Annotated in this window: 7 protein-coding genes and 1 pseudogene; 4 read left to right on the forward strand and 4 right to left on the reverse strand. The window is 70.7% G+C overall.

The window, feature by feature from the left end; genetic code table 11:
- Window positions 1–627: pseudogene (locus tag ADK86_RS12300) on the reverse strand (MarR family transcriptional regulator); the annotation flags it as partial.
- 336 nt (window positions 628–963) lie between these two features.
- Entirely contained in the window at window positions 964–1,608 is a 645-nt protein-coding gene (locus ADK86_RS12305; RefSeq protein ID WP_053696623.1) for a DUF5753 domain-containing protein, read from the reverse strand.
- 148 nt (window positions 1,609–1,756) lie between these two features.
- Between ADK86_RS12305 and ADK86_RS12310 the strand changes: the two genes are divergently transcribed.
- The 3 genes from ADK86_RS12310 to ADK86_RS12320 all read left to right on the forward strand — a co-directional run bounded on the left by ADK86_RS12310 (window position 1,757) and on the right by ADK86_RS12320 (window position 4,158).
- Window positions 1,757–2,215, forward strand: a complete 459-nt coding sequence (locus tag ADK86_RS12310) for an ATP-binding protein (protein ID WP_078952007.1) — start codon at window positions 1,757–1,759, stop codon at window positions 2,213–2,215.
- 16 nt (window positions 2,216–2,231) lie between these two features.
- Window positions 2,232–2,810 carry a TetR/AcrR family transcriptional regulator gene (locus ADK86_RS12315; RefSeq protein WP_053696624.1) on the forward strand — a complete coding sequence of 193 codons (579 nt, stop codon included), beginning with the start codon at window positions 2,232–2,234 and terminating at the stop codon, window positions 2,808–2,810.
- Window positions 2,811–2,895: 85 nt separating this feature from the next.
- Window positions 2,896–4,158, forward strand: coding sequence for an MFS transporter (locus tag ADK86_RS12320; RefSeq protein ID WP_053696625.1), 1,263 nt, complete (start codon window positions 2,896–2,898; stop codon window positions 4,156–4,158).
- Here the strand turns inward: ADK86_RS12320 and ADK86_RS12325 are convergent.
- Both ADK86_RS12325 and ADK86_RS12330 read right to left on the reverse strand, forming a co-directional pair.
- Window positions 4,136–4,885 carry a LuxR C-terminal-related transcriptional regulator gene (locus ADK86_RS12325; protein ID WP_053696628.1) on the reverse strand — a complete coding sequence of 250 codons (750 nt, stop codon included), beginning with the start codon at window positions 4,883–4,885 and terminating at the stop codon, window positions 4,136–4,138. The two genes, ADK86_RS12320 and ADK86_RS12325, sit on opposite strands and share 23 nt — an antisense overlap.
- 55 nt (window positions 4,886–4,940) lie before the next feature.
- Complete coding sequence (locus tag ADK86_RS12330; protein ID WP_030605169.1) at window positions 4,941–6,251, reverse strand: ATP-binding protein; 1,311 nt, start codon at window positions 6,249–6,251, stop codon at window positions 4,941–4,943.
- A gap of 200 nt (window positions 6,252–6,451) precedes the next feature.
- Between ADK86_RS12330 and ADK86_RS12335 the strand changes: the two genes are divergently transcribed.
- Window positions 6,452–7,174 (forward strand): DUF4232 domain-containing protein (locus ADK86_RS12335; protein ID WP_053696626.1); only part of this gene is annotated, 723 nt, incomplete at its 3' end.

A 7,174-nucleotide genomic window follows, 5' to 3' on the forward strand; every position in this document is an offset into this window, starting at 1 on the left:
GGGGAACGCGAGGCCGGGGAACGCGGGGCCGAGAGTTACGGCACCGGACAGCGCAGATTCGGAGGCTGCTGGGGCGAGGGCCCCGGGGTCGGGGACCACGGGGCCGAGGGTTACGGGGTCGGGTGGCGCAGGTTCGGGGAATGCGGGTTCGGGGGCTGCGGGGGCAGGGGTGGCGAGGGTGAGGGGCGATGGTCGCTCGTCTGGGGGGAGTTGTGGGGGCGTGTTGCCGGTCAGGAAGTGGTGCCACCAGGTGTCGTCTCGGGCGGTGCGGGTGAAGTACGTGCGGTAGACCCACTGGGTGCCGCCGTTGCCGACGGTCTCCTGGACGCGGCGGAGGTGGCCTGCGGTGGAGAGGTGGGTGAGGGCCGAGCGTACGGCTTGCTGGCCGTAGCGGGGCTGGGTGGCCGCGAGGGTTTTGACGTCCATGGCGGCGCCGTCGGGCAGCCGGTCGATGAACGCGGCGATGAACGCTTCGCGTTCGGGGAGGCCGGTGAAGTCGTCGCGGTGGCGGGGGTTCTGGTCCGGAGCGGAGCGTTTGCCGTAGCCGGGGGCCGCGAGGCGGGGCCGGGAGATGGCGGGCGAGGCGGTGGGCGCGCAGGGCGCCGTAGTAAGTTGGGCGTCAGCCATTGAGATCGTCCTTACCGATCTTGAAGGTCAGGCCCCGGTTTGGTGTTGGTAGCACCGGCCGGGGTCGCTTGTTGTGCATGCGCTTCTTGCTGCGGCGAACGCTAGGGGGTGGCGACGGGCCGTGGCAAGCCGGTCGCGGAAAGTCATGTGCGCTGGTACGCGCGAGGGTTGGGAGGGCGGGTGGGTTGTGCCAACCCACCCGTTCCTTGGATAAGGGGCTCGGGTCTCGCCGCCCGGAGCTTGGGGCTCAAGCCCCGGAGGCGAAGGGAGAGTTACGCCGCCCAGCTACGGCCAAGGGTGGTGAACTGGGCCCGAATGCCGAACTCGCCAGGCCGCCTACAGTTCCCCCGCCACCTTGCGGATGTACTCGTCGCTGTCCTCCATCCCGAGCGCCTGCATGCGGATCGTGCCGAAGGCCCGGCTGTGACGGCTCACATCGCTCGCCTCGGATTGCAATGTGCTGACCCCCTGGCCGGGCAGGTACGCGTACGTCTCGTGTTCCTCGGTTTCGAGGAGGATGATCGGGCCGCCGAATGCGATGTAGGGGGCGCGGTCGGCCGGCAGAACCTGCACGCAGACGTTGCGCATCCGCTGGACTTCCAGCAGACACTCAAGCTCGCGCCTCATCATTCCGGCGCCGCCCATCATCGTGCGCAACGCGGCTTCGTAGATGATGAAGTTGAACGCCGTGTCGGACTTTCCGTCCAACAACGCCTGCCGCCGGAGACGCTTGGTGATGCATTCTTCCACCGTCTCGTCGTCCAAGGGCGGAAGGCCGTGGTTCATCAGCTCGTGCACATACTCCTCGGTTTGCAGCAAGCCCGGCATGTAGAGGGTCTCGTACCAGTACAGCCCGATCGCGGTTTCTTCCAGCTCCATGAACTCGCCGATGGGCCGTACAGACTTCTCGGGCTTCAGGTATTGGTCCGCCGCCTCCAACGTGCCATGTGTCCGGCATACCTGGTCGGCGATCCGGAGCATCCGCAATGCTGGTCTTAGGCGCTACTGTTCGGCAGCTGGGTCGGTTCTTTCGACAACGTGCCCCCTTTTCACCGGCACGACCGGTACACCCTGACGCGTACCCTCGTCGCGGCTGCCGACCGTACGCCCGCCTCGGCATGCTCGGATTGTGAATGAAGGAAATTCCCCTCTTACGAACGAATGGTGGCTGCCGCGCCATCCTCGGAGCGCGCGGCGGGCCCGTGCGTACCTGCGTGTCCTGGCGGACGTATGGCGGTTGCAGGACGAGGTGGCCGAGACGGCTGTGCTGATTCTCAGTGAGCTGACGGCCAATGCCTGTGTGCACGCGCGGGTTCCGCGTGGGCGGCATGTGCGGACGCGGTGTCTGCTGTTCGCCGGGCGGTTGCGGATCGAGGTGGCCGATGCGAGTGAGCTGATGCCCGAGCCCCGGGCGGCGGGGCCGGACGACGAGGGTGGGCGCGGGCTGGCGCTGGTCGCGGCGCTGGCGGACGACTGGGGTACGTATCCGCGCCCGTACGGGATCGGGAAGGTGGTGTGGTTCGAGTTGAAGTGGGCGCCCGACCACCACAGCGTCGAGTCGCAGTTTCTTGAACGATCGGTTACGTAACCCGTAGGGTGCCCGCATGGGCAGAACCAAGGAGTTCGACCCGGGCGCGACGCTTCAGGCTGCCCTGGAGCTGTTCTGGCGCAAGGGGTACGAAGCCACGTCGATACAGGATCTCGTGGATCACCTCGGTATCAACCGGGGCAGCATCTACGCGACGTACGGCAGCAAGCACGAGTTGTACCTGCGCGCGCTCGACCGCTACTGCGAGAACGAAGGGGTGGCGGCGCTGGAGCGGCTGAACCAGCCGGGGCCGGCGCTGCCCGCCGTACGGGAGTTCCTGCGCGCGTTCGCCACCGAGGCGCTGGCGGACGCCGACCGCAAGGGCTGTCTGGTCACAAACACCGCCATAGAGCTGCTGCCGGAGGACGACAAGGCGCAGCGGCGGGTCGAGACGGCCTTCCATGAGGTGGAGTCGGCGATCACGGGTGCTCTGATCAGGGCGAAGGCGCAAGGAGAGGTGGCGGAAGGGACGGATGTGCGGGCGCAGGCACGGTTTCTGGTGACCTTCATCCAAGGGCTGCGCGTCATGGGCAAGACGGGCGACGAGCGGCGGATCAATGATGCCGTGGAGCAGGCAACGACGGTTCTGCGCTGACACACCCATCACGCACCACCCCCGCTCCGGCGGGGGTTTCTTTCGGGCTAATACTGGAACGATCGGTTAGGAAAAGAGGGGGATCATGCGCGTACCACGCGCCGTGTACGTCCTGGCCCTGGGCATCTTCGCCATGGTGACGAGCGAGTTCGCCGTCGCCGGGCTGATGCCGCAGATGGCGGACGGACTGGGGGCCACCGTGCCGCAGGTCGGCTATCTGATCACGGCCTTCGCGGTGGCCATGGCCGTCGGCGGACCGTTCCTGACGGTGGGGGTGATGCGGCTGCCGCAGAAGCGGGCACTGGGGGTGTTGTTCGGGGTCTTCCTGGCCGGGAATGTGCTCGCGGCCGTCGCGCCGGACTACGGGACGATGATGGTCGCGCGGGTCGTCACCGGCGTCGCCTCACAGGCGTTCTTCGGCGTGGCGCTCTCCGTATGCGCCCAGCTGACACGGCCGGAAGCGCGCGGCCGGGCGATCGCGGTGGCCATGAACGGGCTGATGCTCGGCACGCTGCTCGGCCTGCCGCTGTCCACGCTGATCGGTGAACACCTGGGCTGGCGGGCCGCGTTCTGGGCGGTGGCCGTCCTCACGGTGGGCGCGGCGGTGTGCACGGCCGTCGGCGTACCGCGGCTGGAACGGGCGGATGCGGGCGGCGGCGTACGGGAGGAGCTGGGCGTATTCCGTACGCCGCGGCTGTGGCTGGCGCTGTCCACCAGCACGCTGATCATCGGAGCCACGTTCGCCGTGTTCAGCTACCTCAACCCGATCCTGACCGAGGACACCGGCTTCGGTACCGGGACCGTACCCCTGCTGCTCGTGGCGTACGGAGCCGCGACCGTCGTCGGGAACACCGTGGTCGGGCGCCTCGCCGACCGGCACACGATCGCCGTGCTGTTCGGCGGGCTGGTGCTGAACCTGGGGTTTCTCGTCGGGTTCGCGCTGACCGCGCAACTGCCCGTGCCCGCCGTGGTGTTCATGATGGGGATCGGGCTGGTCGGGGTGACGATGAACCCGGCGATGGTCACCCGCGTCCAGCGGGCCGGGAACGCGCGGGCGCTGGTGAACACCGTGCACTCGTCGTTCATCACGCTCGGCGTGATCGTGGGGTCGCTGGTGGGCGGCATGGCCATCGGCGCGTACGGGCTGCGGGCGACGATCTGGCTGGGGGCCGGGCTGGCGGCGCTGGGGATCGTGTCGCTGGTGCCGGAGCTCGGGGGCCGGGCAGGACGCCGCCGTACGGACGGCAAGGGACGTACGAGCCGCGTGGTCGCGTCCGGGGCCGGTACGTCCACGAACGCGCCGGCCCCGGACGCCACCCCCTGCGTCACACCAACCGCCGGGCCGTAGCCCACCTCGTCAGCTCGTGGCGGTTGGAGAGCTGGAGCTTGCGCAGCACCGCGGAGACGTGCGACTCGACCGTCTTGACCGAGATGAAGAGCTGCTTGGCGATCTCCTTGTAGGCGTAGCCGCGGGCGATCAGGCGCAGCACCTCGCGCTCGCGCTGGGTCAGGCGGTCCAGGTCCTCGTCGACCGGCGGGGCGTCGGTGGAGGCGAAGGCGTCCAGGACGAAGCCGGCCAGGCGCGGGGAGAAGACCGCGTCGCCCTCGGAGACGCGGAAGATCGCGTCGACCAGGTCGGTACCGGTGATCGTCTTGGTGACGTAGCCACGGGCGCCGCCGCGGATGACACCGATGACGTCCTCGGCGGCGTCCGAGACGGACAGCGCGAGGAAGCGGACCGGGCATTCGGGGTCGGCCATCAGGGAGGCGGAGCGGCGCAGCACCTCGACACCGCCGCCGCCCGGCAGGTGCACGTCCAGCAGGACGACCTCGGGGCGGGTGGCGGTGATGACCGTGACGGCCTGGTCCACGTCGGCGGCCTCGCCGACGACCTCGACGCCCGTCTCGTCGGTGCGGCCGATCTCGGCCTGGACGCCCGTACGGAACATCCGGTGATCGTCGACGAGGACGACCCGTACCGTGCGGGCCGGGCCGTCACCCGCCTGCCCGCCACCGGCCTGTCCCCCACCGGCCGTGCCGCCGGCCCGGTCATCCTGTGCGGCGTCGCTGCTCATCTCGTCCGTCCGTCCCTCGTCGACGTTGCCTCTGGCGTGGTGCCCTGGTTCCTCATCATCCGTCATCCGGAAGGCGCTCCGCCTCCAGCTCGACCACGGTGCCGCCGTCCGGCGCGGAGCGCAGCCGGGCCGTGCCGCCGTTGCGCTGCATGCGGCCGATGATGGATTCGCGTACACCCATCCGGTCGCCGGGGACCGCGTCCAGGTCGAAGCCGGGGCCCCGGTCGCGTACGGAGACGAAGACCGTACGGCCCTCGACCTCGGCGTACACCTGCACCGCACCGCCCTCGCCACCGTACTTGGCGGCATTGACCATCGCCTCGCGCGCGGCCTGCATCTGCGCGCCGAGCCGTTCGTCCAGCGGGCAGTCGCCGACGACCACGACCTCGATCGGTACGCCGTGGTGGTCCTCGACCTCGGCGGCGGCCTTGCGTACCGCTTCGGCGAGGGTGTCCGGCTCCTGCTCCTCGTCCTTGCCCCGGCCCTCCGGCTTGTACAGCCAGGCCCGCAGCTCGCGCTCCTGGGCGCGCGCGAGGCGGGCCACCTCACGCGGGTCCTCGGCGTTGCGCTGGATCAGGGTGAGGGTGTGCAGGACGGAGTCGTGGACGTGTGCGGCGACTTCGGCGCGTTCCTGCGCGCGGATGCGCATCAGACGCTCCTCGGACAGGTCCTGTGTCATACGGACCAGGTAGGGGCCCGCGAGCAGCGCGATGCCGACCAGCACGGCGAGGGCGGCCTGAAGCGCCATCCCGAGGTGGCGGACCGAACTCTGCAGGACGACGATGCCGGTGACGCCGACGCCGACCAGCACCACGCCCGCCGCGCCGCGCACGACCGGGAGCAGGCCCTTGCGGCGGCCCATCTCCCGCCACTGCGCGCGGCGCGCGTTGTCCGCCTGGCGCCAGACCAGCGCGACGCCCGCGCCGATCAGCAGGATCGGCCATACGTACGCGTTGGCGCGGCCCAGCTGGAACTTCGAGGCGACGACGGCCGCGCCGGCGAGCAGCGTGAGCAGGGCGAGGATCTGGCCCTTGTCGGCCTTGCGGCCCGTACGGCCGCGGGCCTTGCCGAGGAGGCCGGGGGCGGCGGAGGCGTTCGCGCGCGTCGCGTCCACGCCGCCGACGCCCAGCGGGACGATGAACCAGAACGCCGCGTACAGCAGCGCGCCCATGCCCTCCGCCATGAACAGCGCGATGAACACCACCCGTACCCAGGAGACCGGCAGCCCGAGATGCCCGGCCAGCCCGCGGGCGACACCTCCGAGCATCCGGCCGTCGGCACTGCGGTAGAGCTTGCGCAGGGGCGGATCGTCGGGGTCGGGCGCCGGGGCGTAGCTCGCCTCGGGCCGGGGTGGCGCGCTGGTCATGGCACCGATCGTCACATGGGAGGCGGGTTCGGGGCATCAGGGTGGACCCTTAGGGCGCCCCTGGGATACGGCCGCGCGCCCGTGTTAGCCGGGCGTTAGTGGCACGGCAGCCGTGCGGTAGGGCGCCCGGACAGAGTGGATGACGTACCGAGGGAACGACGTACGAAACAACGACCACCAACCGTCCCGGGGGACCCGAAATGAGCTCCAGCACCGTGCGCACCGCCCGCCGCCGTACGCTCCGCATCGCCGCCGCGGCTCTGACCGCGGCCGCCGGTCTGACCCTGACCGCCTGCTCCGGCTCGGACACCGGCGGCAGCAAGGCCGCGGCCCACCTGGACGCGGAGGCGGCCGCCGCGAACACGTCCAGCGGTGCGGGGGCCTCCGCGGACGGGCAGGGGGCCGACGGTCAGGCCGGTACCGGGGCCAAGGCCAAGTCCGGCGCCAAGGCCAAGGCCGAGGGCAAGGCGGGGGCCTCGGGCGCCGCGGGCGGGAAGTCGGCCCGCTCGGGCGCCGGAGGCGGCAGCAAGGCCGGAGGCTCCGGCGGTCAGCGCTGCCACACCTCGGACCTCAAGGCGGCCTTCGCCACCGGCGAGGACGCGGTCCCCGACCCGAACGCGAGCGGCGGGACGACCACCAGCATCGTGCTGACCAACAAGAGCAGCCGCACCTGCACCATCGGCGGCTTCGCCGGAGTGGACCTCCGGCCGGACGCCGGCGGCCCCGCCTGGTCGCTCGCCCGCTCCTCCGCCAAGCACGGCTCGATCACCCTGGGCCCCGGCGACAGCACCGACTTCACCCTCAACCTCGGCATGGCCAAGGAGAACGAGGAAGGCTCCTGGAAGCCGCGGACCGTGGCCGTCACCCCGCCCAACGAGACCACCGCCCTGACGCTGAAGTGGCCCTGGGGCCCGCTCGTCCAC

The organism is Streptomyces sp. NRRL F-5755 (assembly GCF_001279365.1).
Taxonomy (GTDB): Bacteria; Actinomycetota; Actinomycetes; order Streptomycetales; family Streptomycetaceae; genus Streptomyces; species Streptomyces rimosus.